The sequence below is a fragment of the Streptomyces sp. P9(2023) genome, assembly GCF_032436795.1.
In the GTDB taxonomy this organism is placed as follows: Bacteria; Actinomycetota; Actinomycetes; order Streptomycetales; family Streptomycetaceae; genus Streptomyces.
The window spans coordinates 1-18,808 of the sequence record NZ_JAUPWM010000018.1; the positions used below are offsets into that span (position 1 = coordinate 1).

At 70.5% G+C, this 18,808-nt stretch carries 13 protein-coding genes and 2 pseudogenes; 5 read left to right on the forward strand and 10 right to left on the reverse strand.

What is annotated here, in order from left to right:
- Window positions 1–94: 94 nt before the first annotated feature.
- The 5 genes from Q5762_RS22175 to Q5762_RS22195 form a co-directional block, all read right to left on the reverse strand.
- A complete protein-coding gene (locus tag Q5762_RS22175; RefSeq protein ID WP_315893948.1) occupies window positions 95–646 on the reverse strand; it encodes a hypothetical protein in 552 nt (183 codons plus the stop codon).
- Between the two features lie 106 nt (window positions 647–752).
- A complete protein-coding gene (locus Q5762_RS22180; protein WP_315893949.1) occupies window positions 753–1,157 on the reverse strand; it encodes an Imm50 family immunity protein in 405 nt (134 codons plus the stop codon).
- Between the two features lie 12 nt (window positions 1,158–1,169).
- On the reverse strand, window positions 1,170–5,783 hold the full coding sequence (locus tag Q5762_RS22185) for a putative T7SS-secreted protein (protein WP_315893950.1): 4,614 nt from the start codon (window positions 5,781–5,783) through the stop codon (window positions 1,170–1,172).
- A complete protein-coding gene (locus Q5762_RS22190; RefSeq protein ID WP_315893951.1) occupies window positions 5,783–6,436 on the reverse strand; it encodes a hypothetical protein in 654 nt (217 codons plus the stop codon). Before Q5762_RS22190 ends, Q5762_RS22185 begins: the two co-directional genes overlap by 1 nt.
- Window positions 6,433–6,858 (reverse strand): SseB family protein, encoded by a 426-nt coding sequence (locus Q5762_RS22195; RefSeq protein WP_399495230.1) that lies wholly within the window; start codon window positions 6,856–6,858, stop codon window positions 6,433–6,435. Before Q5762_RS22195 ends, Q5762_RS22190 begins: the two co-directional genes overlap by 4 nt.
- Window positions 6,859–7,031: 173 nt before the next feature.
- Here Q5762_RS22195 and Q5762_RS22200 point away from each other — a divergent pair, with 173 nt between their 5' ends.
- Window positions 7,032–7,874, forward strand: coding sequence for an intradiol ring-cleavage dioxygenase (locus Q5762_RS22200; RefSeq protein ID WP_315893953.1), 843 nt, complete (start codon window positions 7,032–7,034; stop codon window positions 7,872–7,874).
- A 53-nt stretch (window positions 7,875–7,927) separates the two neighbouring features.
- Here Q5762_RS22200 and Q5762_RS22205 read toward each other — a convergent pair.
- Window positions 7,928–8,263 (reverse strand): annotated as a pseudogene (locus tag Q5762_RS22205) (triphosphoribosyl-dephospho-CoA synthase); the annotation flags it as partial.
- A gap of 214 nt (window positions 8,264–8,477) precedes the next feature.
- Here Q5762_RS22205 and Q5762_RS22210 point away from each other — a divergent pair.
- Window positions 8,478–8,670, forward strand: a pseudogene (locus Q5762_RS22210) (Uma2 family endonuclease); the annotation flags it as partial.
- 121 nt (window positions 8,671–8,791) lie between these two features.
- Here the strand turns inward: Q5762_RS22210 and Q5762_RS22215 are convergent.
- On the reverse strand, window positions 8,792–9,622 hold the full coding sequence (locus tag Q5762_RS22215; protein ID WP_315893954.1) for a hypothetical protein: 831 nt from the start codon (window positions 9,620–9,622) through the stop codon (window positions 8,792–8,794).
- A gap of 141 nt (window positions 9,623–9,763) precedes the next feature.
- Window positions 9,764–11,371 (reverse strand): methionine--tRNA ligase, encoded by a 1,608-nt coding sequence (gene metG / locus Q5762_RS22220; RefSeq protein WP_315893955.1) that lies wholly within the window; start codon window positions 11,369–11,371, stop codon window positions 9,764–9,766.
- Between the two features lie 124 nt (window positions 11,372–11,495).
- On the opposite strand from metG, the gene Q5762_RS22225 reads away from it, so the two are divergent.
- On the forward strand, window positions 11,496–12,149 hold the full coding sequence (locus Q5762_RS22225) for a response regulator transcription factor (protein ID WP_315893956.1): 654 nt from the start codon (window positions 11,496–11,498) through the stop codon (window positions 12,147–12,149).
- Complete coding sequence (locus Q5762_RS22230) at window positions 12,146–13,285, forward strand: ATP-binding protein (RefSeq protein ID WP_315893957.1); 1,140 nt, start codon at window positions 12,146–12,148, stop codon at window positions 13,283–13,285. The genes Q5762_RS22225 and Q5762_RS22230 overlap by 4 nt, the downstream gene beginning before the upstream one ends.
- Here Q5762_RS22230 and Q5762_RS22235 read toward each other — a convergent pair.
- Window positions 13,252–15,210 (reverse strand): VWA domain-containing protein, encoded by a 1,959-nt coding sequence (locus Q5762_RS22235; RefSeq protein ID WP_315893958.1) that lies wholly within the window; start codon window positions 15,208–15,210, stop codon window positions 13,252–13,254. The genes Q5762_RS22230 and Q5762_RS22235 overlap by 34 nt on opposite strands.
- Window positions 15,211–15,646: 436 nt before the next feature.
- On the opposite strand from Q5762_RS22235, the gene Q5762_RS22240 reads away from it, so the two are divergent.
- Entirely contained in the window at window positions 15,647–17,731 is a 2,085-nt protein-coding gene (locus Q5762_RS22240; RefSeq protein WP_315893959.1) for a PhoX family protein, read from the forward strand.
- 85 nt (window positions 17,732–17,816) lie between these two features.
- On the opposite strand, the gene Q5762_RS22245 is transcribed toward Q5762_RS22240, so the two are convergent.
- On the reverse strand, window positions 17,817–18,806 hold the full coding sequence (locus Q5762_RS22245) for a hypothetical protein (protein WP_315893960.1): 990 nt from the start codon (window positions 18,804–18,806) through the stop codon (window positions 17,817–17,819).
- Window positions 18,807–18,808: the final 2 nt, after the last annotated feature.

Below are 18,808 nucleotides of genomic sequence, written 5' to 3' on the forward strand. Positions count from 1 at the left end.
GATGATCATCGGTGGCCGTACCCGTTCCCGAACCCGCCCCCACCAGCAGGATCACGATCTACAGCTGGAGTACTAGACAGCGTGTAACGCTCGCTCAAGGAAGCATCGGGACGAGTTCCAGCCAGAAGCGGATATCCTGCATGGCAGGGTCATCGCCCTCCAAGAGCGCCCGGATTGGGAGCAACGGGGTCAGCATGTTCTTGATACGGCGCAGTTGAAGCATCTGCTCCGGTGGCGCTGTCCGCCACTCTCCCGCCAGCCGCGCGGCCACCTCCAGCGACCCCCCCAAGTCCCGCAGGACGTCCGAACAGAGAGCGGAGAGATTCCTGGCCGGGTCAGCGTTGCTGAGCCCGAACTCCTTGATCATGTAGGCACGGACGCTGGCTGACTCGGCCATCGCCCGCTGGGGCAGATCCTCCCGGTACTTCTTCGAGATCGCGGAGAGGGCGAGACGGCCCCATTGGAGCCTGGCTTCGTCGGCGAGGTCATGGCGTTGCATGCCGCCTACAGCGATGTCACGCACCTGCTCCCAGCACTCCGGCGAGCAGGACCTCGCCTCGGGTATCAGCAGGTGCTTCTCCAGGTTCTCGAGTGAGGCGCCAGGGAACCTGACCTGGCCCTCGCCGCAGCCATGCGTCTCGCCCATTCGATGAGGTCCCCATTGTCGTTGGGATAGGCGGGCTCGAGGAGGTACAGATAGCCCGGCACACTGTTTCGGTGCGGCGATCACGGTGACAGGCCGGCTGTACAAGTCATGCCAAGGGGTCTTCGTCGACCGTCCTGTAGGCGGAGATCTCTGCCATGTGCGCGGCATCCGCAGATGCCCGAAGCCGGATTGAAGCCGAGTGGATCTCCAATCTCACTCCGTCGCCCCGACTCATGGCGATGTCGACCACGGGGTCGAATGTGAACCCGGTCAGCGAAACATCTTGCACTCCGGCGAATGTCAGGGTCACCTGAACGGTATTGAAGCCTTGGACCGCCCATTTCTTAGGCGGCGTTTCCGGATAGGACGGCATGTCAAACCTTAGCGCCATCATCGGCCCCTCCCTGCTGAAGTTGATTTCGTGGAGGTGTACGGCTGTGAGCTCCGGTACGTAGCCACCGTAGATATTCTCAATCCCCAAAGGGTTTGTGAGAAGTGAGGTCCAAGTCATCGATTTTTCCTGTCAATACTCGTAGTGCCGCGCCGTTCCAGGGACATGACCGTTCCGGGGGTTCTCGATGGGTCTCACGTTGAGATGGCGACCCTGATCCCCGACGCCGCCTTCGTGGTAGTAGTGCCCTGCCGAGTGATCTTGGATGATCACGCGACTTCCGTCGGCTCGAGTGTAGATATATTCGCGGGTTATAACTGGTCGGCCGTCATCCGTCATGACCTGTTGTCCGTTGCGATTGGTCATGGGGACCTTGCGGAGTTCGTCCGGGTGCTGGGACATCGGGATCCCCAGGTCGCGCTTCGCCTCTCGGAATGCCTCACGTCTGGTTTCCGAATACTTGTGCGTCGGATCCGGACATGGCACGAGCCCCAGCGGGTCGCTCCACGTGTGCGGGTTGTGGACGTACGTTCTCGGATTGTCCGCCGGGGCCAGGCCGAGGGGGTCCTGGCTGAGGTAGCGCGCCGATTCCGGGTCGTAGTAGCGGAAGTGGTTGTAGTGGAGGCCTGACTCCGGGTCGAAGTATTGGCCCGGGAAGCGGAGAGGGGTGTAGGTCGAGGCCGATCTGTTCCAGGTGGTTGTGCCCCAGAGCGTCGTGCGGGTGCGCCAGGCCACTTCGCCCGATTCGGAGACCAGTTCCGTCGGGGTGCCGATCAGGTCGGTGACGATGGCGAAGAAGCGGTCGTCGGTCGAGTCCGTGCGGCGTTCCGTCTGGGTCAGGGGGCGTAGGCCTGCGTGGTCCCAGGTGAGGGTGACGTCGGCCGTCGTCTGTTCGCAGAGGGTCGTGCCGTCCCACGTGAAGTGGACCGTCTCCAGGGCGGACTGTTTCGATATTCGGCGGCCCAGCGGGTCGTACGCGTACCGCCAGACCGTGCCGTCCGGTGTCGTCACCGACGTCAGGCGGTCTTCCGCGTCCCACGCGTAGCGCCACGTGTCCGGTTTCCGGGAGAGGCGGGTCTTCTGGCGCAGGACGGTGCGGCCCTGGGCGTCGTGTTCGTAGCGGACCGACCCGGCTTGGGTGAGACGCGTGCCCGTGTAGGCGCGCGGGCCGGTCGAGTCGTGGGACGGGTGGCTCGACGGCCAGGACGCCTGCGTCTGGTTGCCGGCGGAGTCGTAGGCGTACCGCTCCGTCCAGTCGTGCGCGTGGACGGCCGTTACACGGCCCGCCACATCCAGGTCGAAGCCGCGGGTACCGGAGAGATCGTCCATGATGCCGACCAGGCCGCCGTCCGCGCGGTAGGTGTAGGCGCGGTGTTGGAGGCGGCTGCCCCGGGACGTGATCTCCTGCGCGGTGAGGCGGCCCATCGTGTCGAACGAGGAGGTCAGTTCGGCGAAATCGGCTATGTGGCGGGAGGTTTCACGGCCCAGAGCATCGTAGGTGAAGGCCAGCGTGCGGCCCGATGCGGTCAGTTCCGAGCGGCGGCCCGCCGCGTCGTACGACCATGTGCTCGTCGATCCGCCCGGCGTCGTCCGTCCCGTTCGGCGGCCCACTGCGTCATGAGTGAAGGCGAGCGTACGGCCGTTCACGGTCTCCGAGACAAGCCGACCGTGGCGGTCCCGGAGGCGTTCCAGCTTCGCGTCCGGGCCGGTCGCCACCGCGAGTTCGTCGAAGATGTCGTACTCGAACGTCGTGACCGCGCCCGCCGCGTCCTTGCGGACCACCTGGCTGAGCGCGTTGAGCTCGAAGTGGACTGTCTGGTCCAGGGCGTTCGTACGGGACGTCAGACGGCCGGCGCCGTCGTACGCGTAGCTCAGAACCCGGCCGTCGAAGTCCGTCTCCGTGACCGGTCGGCCCGCCGCGTCGTAGGCGTAGTCCCACGTCAGGCCCTGCGGGTTGGTCACCCGGGTCAGCCGCAGGTTCGCGTCGTGGGAGAACTCGTGGCGGACTCCGTCCGGGTCGGTGCGGGAGGTCAGCAGGTCGAAGTCGGTGTACGTGAAGCGGGTCGTGCCGCCCATCGCGTCCGTGTGGCTGAGGCAGTTGCCCTCGCCGTCGTACGTCCAGGACTCCACCGTGCCGTCGGGCGCGGTGCGCCGGGACGGCCGGCCCTCGACCGTCCACTCCAGCCGCGTCACCGCGCCGAGGGGGTCGGTGATTCGTACCAGGCGGCCGAAGGCGTCCCGTTCGTAGCGGGTCGTGGCGCCCAGCGGGTCTGTGACCGAGACCGGGAGGCCCGCGCGGTCCAGGACCAGATGGGTGGTGGCGCCGAGTGGGTCCGTCACCGTCGTGAGCCCGCCGGCCGCGTCGTACGCGAACTTCGTCGTCGCGCCCGAAGGGTCCGTCACCGACGTGCGGTTGCCGCGCTCGTCGAAGGTCTGGCGGGTGACATTGCCGTCCGTGCCGACGATGCGGATCGGGAGGCCGAGTTCGTTGTACTCGGCTCGTTCCTGGCGGCCGTCCGGGCGCTCCCAGAGGGTCAGGTGGCCGTGCTCGTCATACGTGGCGCGGCTGACGTGGCCCAGCGGGTCCGTGCGCGCCAGGAGGTGGTTGTGGCGGTCGTACTCGGAGCGGGTGACCGCGCCCAGTGCGTCGATCTCCGCGACGACCTGGGCGCGGTCGTTGATCAGGCGACGCTCGGTGTGGCCCAGACTGTTGGTCAGCGTCGTCAGGCGGAGTCCGGTCGCGCGATCGACGTCGTCCCAGGTGAACGTGGCTTCGAGGTGTCCGTTGGTGCCCGACTGATAGGTGCAGCGGTCCTTGTCGTCGTAGACGTAGTCGTAGTGGCTGCCGTTGGTGTCCGTCCACGAGGTGATCCGGCCGTGCTCGTCGCACCCGAAGCGCAACGGGCGGCCGGAGGAGTTCGTGACCTCAGTCAGGTGGCCGTCCGTGTAGCCGTAGCGCAGGATCTCCTGGTCGGATCCGTCCGCTGCCGCCTCCGCGAGGTGGAGGGCCGTTACGCGGCCTTCGCTCGTGGTGAGTTTCAGGTGGTACCCGCCGTGGTGGACGATCGCCGTCGGGGCGCCCGCCGCATCGTGTTCGAAGGTGATCCAGCGGCCGTTGCGGTCGTCGATCTGGGCCGGGAGCGCGAGCTCGGCGCTGTGGTCGGTGAAGTGCCAGACCCTGCCTGTGCCGGGGTCGGTGATCGTATAGCCGTCCTCGACCCGGTCCAGGGGCCACTGCCGCCCGTGCGTGGGCATGACCGGGACGCCGGGGGCCGGGTGGGGGTACGCGAGGAGGCTGCCCTCGTCGCAGCTGAAGATGACGCCCTCCGCGTCGATCTCCAGCCGCTGGTCCACCGTGGACGACCACGTCGGGCCGAACCAACGGCCCGAGCGGCGTGAGGAGTCGTGATTGCGCCGGAAGACGAGAGGAAGTGAGCCGGGCAGGGTGATGTCCGTCTGGGGCAGCAGCATGCGGCCCGTCGCGATGTCGATCGGGTCGCCCGCACACTCCGTCTTGCTGCACTCCTTGCCGGCGGTGGCCGGGTCCTTCTCCTGGTCCGGGCGGCTGCCGCTCGGCTTGTTCCCGTCCGCCTGGACCTTCCCGTCCGGCGGGCGCTTCGCGGAGTCCAGGCCGGCTCGTAGGCCGCCCTTGATGACCCCGCCGCCCTTCGTCCCCAGCACCTCAAGCACCACCCGGCCGAAGAACTCCGCCGGGTCGCCCTTCGCCGCGTCCCAGGCGTTCTTCAGGGCCCGGTCCGGGTTCGCCGCCGTGGAGACCAGGCCGGCGAGCGTCATGTTGACGCCCTTGTAGTACTCGGCCGGGTGGGTCAGGTTGTACGCGTCGGCCGGGTTCACCGAGCGGACGAAGTTGACCAGGCCTGCCGTGCCCTTGACCATGCCGCCGCCGATGTGGGCGAGCTCGATGCTCTGGCCCAGGCCGTAGTCCATCAGTTCGAGCTTGGCCCGCTCGCGGCCCGTCGGCTCCTTGGGCGCGTGCGCCAGTGCCGCGCGCACCGCGGTCTTGGCGGTCTCGCCGGCCTCGTTCCGCGCGGTCCGGGCGTCGTTCAGGATCTCCCGCGCGCGTTGCCGCTTGGCCTTGCCCGGGTCGGAGTACGTCCCCGGGTGCGGCAGCGGACTGTCGCCGCCGCGGGCCGCGTTGTAGGCCTCGACCTTCTTGTTGTGCGTGTCGACCGCCGACTTGGAGTCCTTGTCCCCCTCCTTGTACAGCGCGATCGCCTCACGCGCTTTGCCCTGCGCGGTCACCACCGCCTTGGAGTACGTCTCCAACGCCTTGGCCGCGTCCTCCATCGCGTCCGCCGCATGGAGCCAGTCGGTCGGCAGCGTCGTGAACTTCTCCCGGAACGCGTTGGCCGCCTCGCCCTTCCAGTGGGCCGAGTCCAGCTTCTTCATCCCGCCGCCGACCAGGTCGAACGCCGTCTGGAAGTCCCGGAGGTTCTGCACCGCCCCGGCAATCTTCTCCGGCATGCCGTGGACGAGCTCGTTCGCCTCCTCGGTCTGCCCGAGCTGCTGCTCGCCGACCTGCGCACCCAGGGAGGACGCGGTCCTGTCCCCCCAGTCCTCGACCTCCTCGGCAAGGCCGTCGTACCCGTAGTGCCGCAGGCCCTGGCCGGCCTTGTCGGTCACATAGTCGACGCCCTCACCGACAAGCTCCTTGCCCTTGTCGATGCCGTCGCCGATCTTGTCGACCGCCTTGTCGGCCAGACCGCCCCAGTCCCAGTCCACCATCAGCGGCTCTCCCCCCACCGCGGCTGCTCGGCCTGGTCGATCGTCGCCTGATCGGGATCGAGCAGGTCCTTGAGCTCCTCGTCCGCCGCGTCACGGCGCTGCGGGTCCAGTACGCCCGAGCGCTCCAACGAGTCGAGCATCGAGTCCTCGACGTCGTACGCGGTGTTCTTCCAGGTCTGCTCGACCTCCTGGTGGGCCTCGGTGAACGACTCCCGGCTGTAGTCGGCGTTGTCCCACATGCGCTGGTCACGGATCGTGTCCCAGCGCATCTGCTTGACCTCGTCCTCGGACAGATGCGGGTTGCCGTTGAGCGAGTTCACCCCGATCTTGAACGAGTCCTTGATGTACTGCTCCTGCTCCGCGAGCGAGCCCGCCGACAGGCCGACCCCCTGCGCAAAACCGTTTCCCCGCAGGGTCAGCGCACGTACGCCCCACTCCCACCGGTTGCAGAACGTCTCGAACTCCGACGTCAGACCGCCGTGCCCCAACTCAAGCCCCGACAAAGCCAGATCCGAGAATCCCCGACCCGTCGACGCCTGGCCGATCATGCCGAGGTCCTTCAGCTCGGCGTGCGCCAGATCGATGCCCTTCACGATCTCCGCCAGCGCCGCCGCCGGCGCCGCGAGCTCAGGCTCGCTCCCACTCCCACTCACTGCGTCCCCGTTCCCCCGAGATCCACCGCCACATCATCCGGGACGATCCCCGCCACCGGCGGAAACACCATCCCGTCCGCACTGCCCGCGTCCAGCGCCACCCCGCCCGGACCAGGCAGCATCGGCACCATCACATCCAGCAGCCGCGCGCCCAGGACCGTCCGGTACGTCCACTCCCGCCCCGCGTCCCCCTGCGCCACCGCGAACCGCGCCAGCGCCTCCTCGTCCGAGAACGCGCAGATCCACCGGACGCCGTTGAAGTCCGCCGTCCACAGGGATCCGTACGCGTCGAACGGCACCAGGACGGCCGTACGCCGGAATTCGCCGAGCAACCGCGCAAACGTCCGGCGCGCAGCCGTGAGTTCGTCCACCAGTTCCGCGGCCGGTGCCGCCGGTGCCGCCGGAAGCGGAGCATCGGCCAATTCGGTCAGCTTCGAGACCCGTTGAGGCCTCGGTATGTCGTCCCCCTGCTGAGTCACTCACACATGCTGTCATGCGAGCGTTTCCACGAGCAACGAACAAAAGGCCGTTTCCGAAAGGCGACTCACAGGCGGGGCTCAGGGATTTCACAGGCGGGGTTTCTAGCCTTGCCGGCATGAGCGAAAACAAGACGGGCATGTCGAGGCGCAGGGTCCTGCTTGCCGGGGGTGGGCTCGTGGCGGGTGTGGGGGGTGCGGCGCTCGCCGGGTGTTCGGCGGGGGAGTCGGGCGGCGCGGGTGAGGAGTCCGGTGGTGCGGCCCGGGCGACGACTGGCGCGGCCACGACGGCTGCCGGTGCGGGGTGTTACCGGCTGACCGCCGAGACCACCGAGGGGCCGTACTACATCGACGCCGACAAGATCCGGCGGGACATCACCGAGGACCGGACCGGCATTCCGTTGACCCTGAAGCTGACGGTGATCGACTCCGTCAGCTGCAAGCCGTTGCCGAACGCCGCCGTCGACGTCTGGCACTGCGACGCGCTCGGGCTCTACTCCGGGTACGAGAGTCAGAGCCGCGGTGGCGGTGGCGGCGGTGGGACCGCCGGGATCAGTGACTCCAAGCGGTATCTGCGCGGGACCCAGCTCACCGACAAGGACGGGTCCGTGACGTTCACGACCGTCTTCCCCGGGTGGTATCGCGGGCGGTGCGTCCACATCCACACCAAGGTGCATGTCGGGGGCACCATGACCACCTCCGGGTACGAAGGCGGGCGCACCGTTCACACCGGGCAGCTCTTCTTCGCCGAGTCCGCCGTCCTGGACTCCGCGAAGGTCGCGCCGTACTCCACCAGCACGACGGAACGTACGACGCTCGACGCGGACACCATCTACCCGGGCAACGGGGCCGAGGGCGGTCTGCTCGTCCTCAAGTACCCGAAGGGGAAGATCGCGGAGGGCGTGGTCGCCACGCTGACGATGGGCGTCGACCCGGACGAGACCCACACGGGCACGTCCTGACCACGGAGCCGGTCCAGGGACAGGGCCGCGGCCGGCAGCCCGGTGTCCTGAAGCGTGGTCATGACGGCGAGCAGGGCCTTGGTGTGGGCCTGGGGCTCCCGGTCACCGTCTCGCCGTGCCGCGTCCAGGGCCGCCAACGCCCTCCGTACGTGCGCAAATCCGGCCCGCGCCTCGCCTTTCGCGCCCGCGGTCCCGTACCGGACCGAGACGGCCGGCCCGGGCGAGGGGGTACGGGAAGCCCGCCGGTCCGGGTGCGCCGCGATCTGCCGCGCGAGCCCGGTGATCTCCTCCACGCTCCCACCCGCCCCGAGGGCGGCCCCCGCCACAAGCAACCCCAACGGCCACACGGCCCGGGTATCCAGGACCTGGCCCCCACCCGCCCGCACCATGTCCCGCTCCGCGGGCCACCACAAAGCCCCCCGATCCACCGGCACCGGCGCGAGCGCCACCTCGCCCCCGGCCGGCAACCCGGCAACCGGCGGCACAGGCAATCCCCGCGTCCCTCACGACTCACGCTCATGCGCGGCACGCCAGGCCCGGGACCTGGGCCGTTCGTGACCGCTTGTGAACCGGCTGTGTCACCCACGGGGGTGAAGGCTCGGCGCGTACGCCGAGGCCGGCATCCCCGTCTACCTGCTGATCGACCGCGCGAACGGCGAGGTCAGGGTCCACTCGCAGCCCGGCGAAGGCCGCTACGACGTGGTCACGGCCGTGACCTTCGGGCAAGACGGTCACGCTTCCGGACCCGGTGGGCTTCGACCTGGACACCGGACCGCTCAAGGACTGGGCGCACTGACCCTCGCCGTCACGAGAAAACCGGAACCCAGCCTTCTGGATTCCGGGTCTCCCCGCCTGCGTACACATGCTGACGCCGTCTTCGGCCTCGCCGCCGCCCGCTACCGGCGCCGGCTCCGCGGTCAGCCGAGTGGGCGGCGCGTCTCCTCGCGGACCTTGAGGGTGGTCTGGGCCGCCTTCGTCAGGTCGACGGACTCCGGGTTCAGGCCGGCGGACTCCGCCGTCATCTCGGCGACGGCGGCGTTGGTGTTGTCGTCCGCCCATGCGCACATGGGGTAGGTCACCCGGCCTCCGCCCGACTGCTCCGTGGCCAGGATCTGGCATGTCACCGTCGTATCCGCCCCGGACGGGGTGACGTCCTTCGGCGGGACGAGCACGCTGGTGCCCGCCGAGTCGCCGGCACCCTTGAGGATCTTCTCCCTGGCCAGGTCCGGATCCTTGATCCGCCCGTACAGGCCGGAGACGACCAGAACCCCGGCCCCGCCCTCCCCGGCGCTCGTGTACTGGCCCATCACGCCCTTCGGGTCGCGGATGACTGCCTCGCTCGCGTTGTCGAGCCCGGCGTCGGCCTGGCCCGAGCGGTCGTCGGCGAGTGTGTACCGGCCGTCCAACAGCGTCTTCGGGAGGGCGAGCCGGTGCGTTGCGGCGGGGTAGGCGGCCGCAGAGCCCGCGCCGCCCCGGAGGGCCCCGTTACCGATCCATGAAAGCGTCACCACACCGGCGATGGACGCGGCGACGATCCCGAGGATCAGACCGGTCCGGTTCTTCTTCGGCGGAGGTGGGGGCGGGGGCGCGCCCCAGGCACCCTGCGGCGGGTGGTACGGCGATTGCGCGGGGCCGGGCCCGTACGGATTCGGCTGCGGGTACGCCGGCTGCGGGTACGCCGGGGGCGGGTACGCCGGGTGCGGGGGGCTCTGGTGTGCGTAAGGCCCTGAGGGCGGCGGCATGGACATGCCCTAGACCGTATGCCAACCGCCGTGGCGACCGGTCCTGTTCGGCCACCCGGACGCGGTCTGATCAACGGCCGTGGCCGCCGACCCCGGAAACGGAGGCGGCGGCCACAGGCGTGTGCGTACGTACGTACCGTCAGTACGTCAGTCCTTCTTCGGTTCCTCCAGGCGCGGGAACAGCACCGCGCCCTTCGTCACCGTCGCGCCCGCCGGGAGCTGGCCCCACTCGCCGGCCGACTGGACCGGCTGGGCCGCCAGCGCGCCGAGGGAGGCCTCCGCGCCCAGGGAGTCCCAGAGCTGCTGGGAGGTCTCCGGCATGATCGCGTTCAGCAGGACCGCGACGCCCCGGAGGGACTCGGCCGCCGTGTAGAGGATCGTCGCCAGACGGGCCTGGCCCTCCGGCGAGTCGTCCTTCGCCACCTTCCACGGCTCCTGCTCCGTGATGTAGCCGTTGACCTGCTTCACGAAGTCGAAGATCGCCAGGATGCCGCCCTGGAAGTCCAGCTCCTCGCCGATCTTCTGGTCGGCCGTCGCGACGGCCTTCGCCAGGCCCTCGTGGATCGCCCTCTCCGCGTCACCGTCGGCCGCCGCGGCCGGCAGGGCGCCCTCGAAGTACTTGCCGACCATCGCCGCGACGCGCGACGCCAGGTTGCCGTAGTCGTTCGCCAGCTCGCTCGTGTAGCGGGCGGTGAAGTCCTCCCACGAGAACGAGCCGTCCTGGCCGAACGCGATCGCGCGCAGGAAGTACCAGCGGTACGCGTCCACGCCGAAGTGCGAGGTCAGGTCCTGCGGCTTGATGCCGGTCAGGTTCGACTTCGACATCTTCTCGCCGCCGACCATCAGCCAGCCGTTCGCGGCCACCCTGCCCGGGACAGGCAGGCCCTGCGCCATCAGCATCGCCGGCCAGATCACCGCGTGGAAGCGCAGGATGTCCTTGCCGATGAGGTGGACGTTGGCCGGGAAGGTCTCGTCGAACTTCTCCGGGTTCTCGTTGTAGCCGACCGCCGTCGCGTAGTTCAGGAGCGCGTCGATCCACACGTAGATGACGTGCTTGTCGTCCCACGGCACCGGGACGCCCCAGTCGAACGTCGAGCGCGAGATCGACAGGTCCTCAAGGCCCTGCTTGACGAAGTTCACGACCTCGTTGCGCGCCGACTCCGGCTGGATGAAGCCCGGGTTCGCCTCGTAGAACTCCAGCAGCTTCGGGCCGTACTCGCTCAGCTTGAAGAAGTAGTTCTCCTCCTTGAGGATCTCCACCGGCTTCTTGTGGACGGCGCACAGCTTCGTGCCGTCCTCCGCCTCGATGAGATCGCCGGGGAGCTTGTACTCCTCACAGCCCACGCAGTACGGGCCTTCGTACCCGCCCTTGTAGATCTCGTCCTTGTCGTACAGGTCCTGCACGAACTCCTGGACGCGATCCGTGTGCCGCTTCTCCGTCGTACGGATGAAGTCGTCGTTCGCGATGTTCAGGTGCTCCCAGAGGGGCTTCCAGGCCTCCTCGACGAGCTTGTCGCACCAGGCCTGGGGCGTGACGTTGTTCGCCTCGGCCGTGCGCATGATCTTCTGACCGTGCTCGTCCGTGCCGGTGAGGTACCACACCTTCTCGCCGCGCTGACGGTGCCAGCGCGTGAGCACGTCGCCTGCGACGGTCGTGTAGGCGTGGCCCAGGTGAGGAGCGTCGTTGACGTAGTAGATGGGGGTCGAGACGTAGAACGCCTTCGCCCCCTGCTTCTCGGATCCAGTGGCCGCCATGGTCGAAATCCTAACGGGCGTACGAAGATCCACTCACATCGATACCAGGGGGTGGGAGCACGGAGAGGTTCGGGAAACGTTGGCCCGCTTAGAAAGAGACGTGGCCGGCAGCGAGGAAGAGATCATGCGCGTACTTGTCGCCGAGGACGAGGAGGTCCTCGCGGAGCTCCTGGCCACCGGCCTGCGGCGGGCCGGCTTCGCCGTCGACACCGTCTACAGCGGCGACGCCGCCCTCGCCTACCTGGGCCTGCACGACTACGACGTCGTCGTCCTCGACCGCGACCTGCCCCGCGTCCACGGCGACGACGTGGCCCGCGCGCTCGTCGCCCGGACGGCTCGGACCCGGATCCTGATGCTGACCGCGTCGGCCACCACCGAGGACCGGATCGAGGGGCTCGATCTCGGCGCGGACGACTACCTGGGCAAGCCCTTCGAGTTCCCCGAGCTGGTGTCCCGGGTGCGCGCGCTGCGGCGGCGCAGCGCCCGGCCCGTACCGCCGAGGCTTGAGCGGGCGGGGGTGGCCATGGACACCGTACGGCGCGAGGTGACGCGGGACGGGCGGGCGCTCGACCTGTCGCCGAAGGAGTTCTCCGTACTCCAGATCCTGCTGGAGGCGGACGGCGCGACCGTCTCCGCCGAGGAGCTCCTGGAACGGGCCTGGGACGCGCACACCGATCCGTTCACGGGCGCGGTACGGGTCTGCATGAGCAAGCTGCGCGGGAAGCTCGGGGAGCCGGGGCTGATCAGGACGGTGCAGGGAGTGGGGTACGCGCTGTGAGCAGTGGATTGCTTGGGTCCGGATCCACCATCCGTACGCGGATCGCGCTGGTCTACGGGGGTGTCTTCGTCGTCCTCGGGGGGTGTCTGCTCACCGTCGTGAACCTGCTGTCCCGGGCCGGTACGGAGGGGGAGGCGGAGGCGATCGCGGCGCGGGTGCGGGTGGTGGCGCCGTTCGAGACGGTCACCGCGTACCGGCTGAGCGACGACGTCAGCCGGGCGGCGGGCGAGCAGATGCTCATGTGGTCCTGCCTCGCGCTCGTCGTCATGGCCTTCGGCGCGGTGGCGGTGGGGTGGTGGACGGCCGGGCGGGTGCTGCGACCGGTGCACGAGATGACTGCGCGGGCGCGGCGGCTCTCGGAGCGGAACCTGCATGACCGGATCGGGGCGCGTGGGCCCGACGACGAGCTGAAGGAGCTCGGCGACACGATCGACGCGCTGCTGGGTCGGCTGGAGGCGGCGTTCGACAGTCAGCGGCGGTTCATCGCGAACGCCTCGCACGAGCTGCGGACCCCGCTCGCCACGCAGCGCGCCGCGATCCAGATCGGTCTCGACGACTCGACCGAGGTCAAGCAGGTGCTCCTGGACAGCAACCGGCGCAGCGAGCGCCTCATCGAGGGGCTGCTGGTGCTCGCGCGGAGCGAGCGGGGCCTTGAGGCGCGGGAGGAGGTGCGGCTGGGGGCGGTGGTCGCGGAGGAGTGCGAAGGGTACGGGGTGGAGTGTGACGCCGGTGACGCCGGTGTCGTACGAGGGAGCAAGGTGCTGCTCGGGCAGCTCGTACGGAACCTCGTCGCGAACGCGGTCGCGTACAACGTGCCGGGCGGGGCGGTGGAGGTCCGTGTGGCCGGTGGGGTGGTGACCGTCGTCAACACGGGGCCGGTGGTCGCCGCCGATGACGTACCGGGGCTGTTCGAGCCGTTCCGGCGGGGGGAGGGGCGCGACCGGATGGGGCCGGGGGCGGGCCTCGGCCTGTCGATCGTCCGGTCGATCGCGGTGGCGCACGGGGGGACGGTCGGTGCGGTGGCGCGGGGGGAGGGGGAGGGCGGGGGCCTGGTGGTGACGGTGACGTTGCCGGTCACCACCAGGCCCGATGTGCCTTCGGGTCAGGCTTCCCAGCTGGCGAGCAGCCCGCGGTAGAAGTCGGCGTGGGCGGTCTCGGAGGGGGTCGGGCCGGCGAGGAAGGTGCCGGTACGGGGGGCGGTGAGCTTACGGAGGTAGTCGAAGGCCTTGTTGTCCTCCTCGCCCCACGCCACGAACTGCCAGTGGATCGGGCGCTCGGCGGCCTCGGCGAGCGCCTGGGCGGCGGCCGTCTTGGACTCGGGGGCGCCGTCGGTCTGGAAGACGACGAGGGCGGGGCGGGTGGGGTCGGCCTTCTCGTGGTGGGCGAGGACCTCTTCGACGGCGCGGTGGTAGTTGGTACGGCCCAGGCGGCCGAGGCCCGCGTTGATCTCGTCGATGCGGCCGTCGATGCCGGCCGGGCGGAGTTCGGCGGTGCCGTCGATGTCGGTGGAGAAGAAGACGGCGGTGACGGCGGCGTCCTCGGTGAGGTGGGCGGCGAGCGCGACGGTCTGCTCGGCGAGCCGCTGCACGGACCCGTCCTTGAAGTACCCACGCATCGAACCGGACCGGTCCACGACGAGATACACGGCCGCGCGCCGGTCGACGATCCCCCGCTCCGTGAGCGCCGCCCCGGCGGCGGCGTACGCGTCGACCAGCTGAGGGGCGTCGTCCGTGAGGGGGGTGGTGCCGCTGGTGCGGGTGGAGGGCGCCGGTTCGGCGGGGGTGGGCTCGGCCTGGGCGGCGACCGGGGTTGCCTCGGGCTCGGCGGGCGCCGGGACGTCGGCCTCCTGCTCGTCGGCGACGGGCTCGGGCGCCGTGCCGGCCTCCGGCTCCGCCGTGACGGGCTCGGTCGGCTCGTCGTCGTCAGCAGCGACAACGGGCTCGGGCCCGGCCTCGGGCTCCTCGGTCTGCTCGGCCGACGGGGTGCCCTCGGTGGCCTCCGCCGGGGCGGCGGCTTCCGGGACGTCCGTGGGCTCGGCGGCGGCCGGGGCGGCCTCGGGCTCGGCCTCGTCGGTCGACGGCTCCGCCGTGACCTGCTCGGCCGGCGCGGGCTCCTCGACCGTCTCCGCCTCCGGCGCCGTGTCGGCCTCCTCGGCCGCGGGCTCGTCCGTGGTCTCGGCCTGCGGCTCCGCCACGACCTCGGCGGCGGGCGCGTTGTCGTTGTCGTTGGCCTCAGCCGTCGGCGGGGCCTCGACCTCGGCCGGGGCGTCGGCTTCCTGCGTGGCAGGGGCCTCGACGGCGGCCGGAGCTTCCTCCACCTCGGACGCGTCCGCCACGGCGGCGGCCTCCTGAGCCTCGGGCTGCTCGGCCTGCGGCTCCGCCGCGATCTGCTCGGCCGGCGAGGCGTCCTCGGCCGCCGGGGCGGCGGCCTCCTGAGCCTCGGGCTCGTCCGTCGTCTCGGTCTGCGGCTCCGCCGCGACTGCCTCCGACGCCTGCGGCTCCGCCGGCTCGGAGACGGCCTCGCCCCCCGCGGCGGGCTCCGCCGTCGGCGCCGCGACCTGCTCGGCGACTGCCTCCTCGGCGGCCGGCTCCTCGGCAACGGTCTCGTCCGCGACGGCCTCCGTCGCCGGGGTGACGGTCACCGCCTCCGCCTCGGAGGCAACCGTCTCCTCGGCGGTGACCGGCTCGGCCGAGTCGACCTGCGGCTCCGCAGACGTCTTCGCGCGGGCGGGCGAGCTCGCCGTTCTCGCCGCCGGGACCTTCGGGTTGTCGAAGGCGGCTGCCACCAGGTCGTCCGCCGCCCGCTGGGCCGCGTCCGCCTCCGCGGCCGTCCTGGCCGGCGGGCCCGAAGCGGTGGCCGAAGCGGTGGCCGAAGCCGGGGACGCGGTCGTCGCCGCCGGCGACACGACCGACGGGGACGCCGTCGGGGTCGTCGTCGACCGCGCCCCGTCCCCCTCACCGGTCGGGGCCGCCTGGGGCGGGACGGAGGTTGCCGGGGAAACAGCGTGCTGTTCCGCACGATCGCGTCCGAACACCTTGCGCAGCAAGCTCCGAATGCCCATGGGCGAGGCCTTTCGCATGAGTTGAGTGCGGTGAATGTCCGTACTGGGAGGAATCATCCCTGGCCAGGGCGGACACGTAAGGTTAGCGGCCCCGGGTGTGTCGCCCCCGGTGGGTCACGTAGGTGCGCGGGGCTGTGTCACGCGCCGGGGCGCGCGCGTGTCAAAAGCCCTGCGTGCCGGGCCTGACAGCCCCTGCGCGCCGGTCACGTGCAGCGAGCAACACCCCCCCCCGCCCAGCGATCAACACGCACCCCCAACGCCACCGCCGCGCCGCGACCAACCGAGCCCCCATCAACCCCCGTTCCCGCTCATTCATTCGGCGTTCACTTCACGGCCTCCCCCGTGCAGATGTGTGCACATAACGTCACCGCCGGACCAATTCCCGACAGCACGTCGGGACCAAGGGGCGGCGCTCTTCGCGCCGGAGGAGGACCAAGTGCGCAAACTGCTGCCGCTGCTGAGCACCAACCCGCACGGAGGCGGCCGTTCCGCCCTCACCTGCCGGTTCCGTTGTGGTGACGCCTGCTTCCACGAGGTGCCCAACACCAGCGACAACGAGTACGTCGGCGACGTCATAGCCGGCGCCCTCTCCCGCCGCTCCATGGTGCGCGCGGCCGCCGTCGTGACCGTCGCCGCCGCCGCCGGCGGCGCCGTCCTCGGTTCGGGCTCCACGCCCGCCGTCGCGGCCGGCTCCCCCAACGGCTCCGCCAGCGGCGCCGCCGCGGCCGCCGCCAAGAGCCGCCGCCCCGGCGACGGCGCCCGCGGTCTGCGCTTCACGCCCGTCGCGCCCAACACCGCCGACAAGGTCACCGTCCCGACCGGCTACGACCAGAGCGTCGTCATCCGCTGGGGCGAGCCGATCCTCCGCGGCGCCCCGGCCTTCGACGCCGACAAGCACAGCGCCGCCGCGCAGGCCGGTCAGTTCGGCTACAACAACGACTTCCTGAGCCTCCTCCCCCTCCACGGGGAGCGGGACCGTCAGCTGCTCGTCGCCAACCACGAGTACACCGACGAAATCCTGATGTTCAAGGGCTACGACGCCGCCGACCCGACCCGCGAGCAGGTCGAGATCGCCTGGGCCGCCCACGGTCTCTCCGTCGTCGTCGTCCAGGAGGAGAACCGTTCCGGCAAGCTCACGGCCGTCACCCGGCACGAGCTCAACCGCCGCCTCCACACCACCAGCGAGTTCGAGCTGACCGGCCCGGCCGCCGGCTCCGCGCTCCTGAAGACCTCGGCCGACCCGTCCGGCCGCAAGGTCCTCGGCACCCTCAACAACTGCGCCGGCGGCACCACCCCGTGGGGCACCACGCTGCACGGCGAGGAGAACTTCAACCAGTACTTCGCCAACGGCTCCAGCGCCACCGACAAGCGCTACGGCATCGGCACCGGCGCCTCCGAGCGCAAGTGGGAGCGGTTCGACAAGCGCTTCGACCTCGCCCAGGAGCCCAACGAGGTCCACCGCCAGGGCTGGGTCGTCGAGCTCGACCCGTACGACCCCGAGTCGACCCCGAAGAAGCGCACCGCGCTCGGCCGCTTCAAGCACGAGGCCGCGCAGCCCCGCCTCACCGAGGACGGCCGCCCCGTCGTCTACATGGGCGACGACGAGCGCTTCGACTACTTCTACAAGTTCGTCTCCTCGAAGCGGATGATGAAGGGCGACACGCGCGCCGCCCGCGAGCACAACCTCACCCTCCTCGACGAGGGCACCCTCTACGTCGCCAAGCTGACCGGCGACTCCCCGGCCGTCCAGATCGACGGCACCGGCAAGCACCCGAGCGACGGCGAGTTCGACGGTTCCGGCGTCTGGATCCCGCTGGCCACCGGCAACGTCTCGCACGTCGAGGGCATGACCGCCGAGGAGGTGTACGTCTTCACCCGCCTCGCCGGTGACAAGGTCGGCGCCACCAAGATGGACCGCCCCGAGGACGTCGAGCCGTCCCCGCGCACCGGCCGCGTCTACGTCGCGCTCACCAACAACACCAACCGCGGCAAGGGCACCAACCCGGGCGCCGACGAGGCCAACCCGCGCAACCTGAACAAGCACGGCCAGATCCTGGAGCTCGCCGAGAACTTCGACGACCCGGCCAACGACGGCTTCGCCTGGCGGCTCTTCCTCGTCGCCGGCGACCCGAACGACCCGGCCACCTACTTCGCCGGCTTCCCCAAGGAGAAGGTCTCCCCGATCTCCTGCCCGGACAACGTCGCCTTCGACCCGCACGGCAACCTGTGGATCGCCACCGACGGCAACCAGCTCGGCTCGCACGACGGTCTGTTCGGTGTCGCCACGCAGGGCGAGCGGCGCGGTGAGCTGAAGCAGTTCCTCACCGTCCCCAAGGGCGCCGAGACCTGCGGTCCGATCATCCAGGACCGCCGCGTCCTCGTCGCCGTCCAGCACCCGGGCGAGATCGACGGCGCCTCCGTCGAGAACCCGAAGTCGGAGTGGCCGGACGGACCCGGCAAGATCGTCCGCCCGTCGGTCGTCTCCGTCTGGCGTCGCGACGGCGGCAACATCGGCGTCTGAGCCGAATGAGGTCGTGATGTGAGGGGCGCGGCACCGCCCCTCACATCACCCCCTCGGGCCAGACCGAAATCTCAGCCGGAGTCCCTCACGTCACACCCAGGCCCTCCCTGAACCGTACGAACTGCTCCTCCGGGTCGCCCGTGTACGCCCACGGCACCCACGCCGCCCGCGTGCCGAGCATCCCGAGCAGCTCCCGCGCCGTCTCCGCCTGCCCCGCGTAACAGGCCGCGTGAGCAAGGTAGTTGAGGTCCGGCACCTCCTCCGGTGCCACCGCGCCGCCCGGCTCCCGGCCGCCGATCCAGCGCTCGAAGGTCCGCCGCAGCTCGTCCACCGCCAGCTCGTGCTTCCAGTGCTGGTCGAATCCGCGCACCGGACCCCGCCCGAGCGCCCCGTCCGCGATGTAGCGGTACTCCTCCACCCGCGCCACCTGCACAAGCACCGGCAGCGGCGAGCCGGGCGGCGCCACGCCCGCCGCGTCCCGCGCGAAGTCGTACATCGCCCCGTGCGTGCCGTGCCACCGCGCCGACAGGTAGCGCATCACCTGGGCGTGACCCTCGGTGTTGTACGGGTCCCGGTGCCGCAGCTCGTCGAACCACTGCCGCAGTTGGCGGCGCGGCACCCCGCCCTCGTACAGCCGTACCACCGAGAGCAGCGAGACCCACGGCATCGGGTCCGCGGGCGCCGCCTCCGCCGCCCGCAGACACGCGTCGACCGTCCGGTCGACCCGCCCCCGGTCCACCGCCGTGCCCCGCCCGGCCGCGATCGCCGTGTCGAAGACCCGTACCACCTCGGTCGCCGCCCGCAGCACCGCCGCGTCCGGGCTGTCCGGCTCCGCCGCCCGCCACGCCTCCACCAGCGAACTGCCCGCGGCGGCGTGCGCGAGGAGCCGTACCCGGTGCGTCCGGCGCGACCAGTCCTCGCCCGTCTCGCGCAGCAGGTCCCGTACACCCTGCCAGCGGCCGATCACGATGTCGTGCCGCGCCTCGGTGAGCGCGCGGTCGCCGAAATCCGGGTCGAAGACGGGGGTGAAACGTGCCGAGCGTGCCGTGCGTGCGGAGCGGCGGAGTGCGGCCATCC